This is a genomic window from Acidiphilium sp., assembly GCF_049977125.1.
Taxonomy (GTDB): domain Bacteria; phylum Pseudomonadota; class Alphaproteobacteria; order Acetobacterales; family Acetobacteraceae; genus Acidiphilium.
The window spans coordinates 1-2,113 of record NZ_JBMFGY010000320.1 but is presented as its reverse complement, the minus strand read 5'-3'; the positions used below and the strand labels follow the sequence as shown (position 1 = coordinate 2,113).

At 63.1% G+C, this 2,113-nt stretch carries 1 protein-coding gene; it reads right to left on the bottom strand.

Going from position 1 to position 2,113, the window contains the following annotated elements; translation table 11 throughout:
• Positions 1-29 precede the first annotated feature (29 nt).
• On the bottom strand, positions 30-2,102 hold the full coding sequence (locus ACP5E6_RS18600) for a hypothetical protein (RefSeq protein WP_427956884.1): 2,073 nt from the start codon (positions 2,100-2,102) through the stop codon (positions 30-32).
• Between the last annotated feature and the right edge of the window lie 11 nt (positions 2,103-2,113).

Below are 2,113 nucleotides of genomic sequence, written 5' to 3'. Positions count from 1 at the left end.
GGGACAGGCCGCTCCCCCGACCATAGCCATCAGCGCGGCGGTTGGCCAATCGGCGCTGGCAGGGATGCGGCCGCAATGCTGACGGAAAGATGCCGATAATCCTGGGTGTGCATCACTCTGGCCGGAACGAAGGTGCTCGCGGCTCTGAGGATCGTGGTCGTATTGGGCGGGATGACCAGATCGAACCGGCTCGACGGCAGGACCGCATAGGATTTGCTCCGGCCATCCGTGCTGATAGTGACAATGTCTGGTTTCAGGCTCGCGGGCCGGTCGATGCCGCTTATCGAGAGCGCCAACGGGTGCGCGCCGGTGAGAACCGTGGCGCTGCGACCGATCCAGTTGAACCGGGAGGCGGGGCTTGGCCAGTAATCCCCGGTGATCAGGTAGAAATCGATGTCCTGACGCGGCGGCACCTTGATGATCGTTAAGTCAGGCCGGACGGTGCGGGGCCATCCGAGTTGCTCGACGGCCTGCACCAGGGGTTTCGGCGTGTCGGGAGCGAGCAGAATATCAGTCACCCGGTGCAAGGCGCAGAAGGAAGCGAGGTCATTGGAAAACTGTGGTCCCGGCCTCGCCTGCTGGAAATCGCCCAGGACCGGCCAAGCCTGCGCCTGACGCGGCGAGAAGCCAACATAACCGCCCGCTTGGGTGAACGACATGCCGGCTTCGAATTGCCACGCCATGTCCGGTCCGGAAGCACCGAACGGCAGGATGATTACATTGGGTGACGGACCCAGGAGTTGCTTACCGGAGTTGCCAAGCAATGATGGGGCCTGCGGCACCGTGGACCAATGATACGCGCCCTGATTGGGCAGCAGGAACACACAGGCGAGCAGCGCCACGCCGATTCGTCCCCATCGTTGCCGCCCGGCGCCGTCCGCCAGGAATTTCGCCACGACGACGCTGGCGGCCAGCGAAACATAAAGGGTGAAGCGCGTCGGCAGCGCCGAGCGGATCAAGGGCATTTGCCGAGTCCATGACCAAGGCAAGCGCACGCCGGTCAGTCGCCCCGCGAGATGCAGCACCGGTCCCAGACTGGCGATGATGATGACGGCAATGATAATCAGCAGCGCGCGCATCGATCGATCGCCCCGGTAGCGCCACGCGCAGAATAGCAGGATGCCGACCAGCGGCGCGCCAAGATAGGCCCCTTGTTCGGCGGCGTTGCCACTGAGATGGGCGATGATCGGTGCCGCCAGACGATGGCCGATTTCGGTCACTATCGTCGGCAGGAGGTAATTCACCGGATCGGCGGAGAACATGACGGTCGAGTTGATCACGGCAGGCACGGTGTAGGCGCCACGCGCGAGATAATAGAGCGTCGGTGATGCGGCGAGCGTGGTGAAACCGAGCGCGATGGCGGTTTCGACGGCGAGGGATTGAAGGCCATGGCGGGTGGCGCGATCGCCCGAAAGCCAAAAGATCACTCCGGCGATCACACCAAAAGTGATCAAGGTCGCAAAAACTTCGAGCGAGATGCCGGATTGCAGCCACAGAACCAGCGCGGTCAAGCCGATGAAGCCCCGGCGCGACAGCGTCGCGCGATACCGCCGCACCATCAGCAGCGGGATCAGAGGAATCAGGGCAATCGTATCGAGATTGAGATGACCGAGAGTCTGGCCAATTTCGTAGGATGAAAATCCGAACAGGAAACCCGCCAGCAGCGCCGCGACATCATCGCGCGTGATCTCGCGCGACAACAGGTAAGCCGTCCATGCCGCCAGCGCGGGGTTGAGCACCGAGATGAAATTGAACGAAACGACCGCATTCGTCATCAGCGTCAACGGCGCGGCGACGGACGCGAGCGCCGGCACCGCCGTTGCCCAGCTGAGATCGAAACCATGCGGGTACCAGACGAAATGGGTCCAGAATGGGTTGATGCCGTTTGCCGCGGCGAAGGGCCACCAGTTCAGGAACCACATGAACTGGAGCGGGTCGCCGCCCTGTCCGAGATAGCGGGTGGACCATGAGCCGGTTGAGCCGAAGAACGCCAGCGACAGCGAAGCATAGGCGCATAATACCAGAACCGTGATGGCGATGGTGCCGCGCCGCATCCCGCCGCGCCGACCCGCGCCAGCCGCGTCGCGATCTGGTCCGTCCATTCAATTCCCCC

Bases quoted from the DNA above. Each gene is read 5' to 3' on its own strand.
- ACP5E6_RS18600 (WP_427956884.1), bottom strand. From the start codon at position 2,102: ATGGACGGACCAGATCGCGACGCGGCTGGCGCGGGTCGGCGCGGCGGG.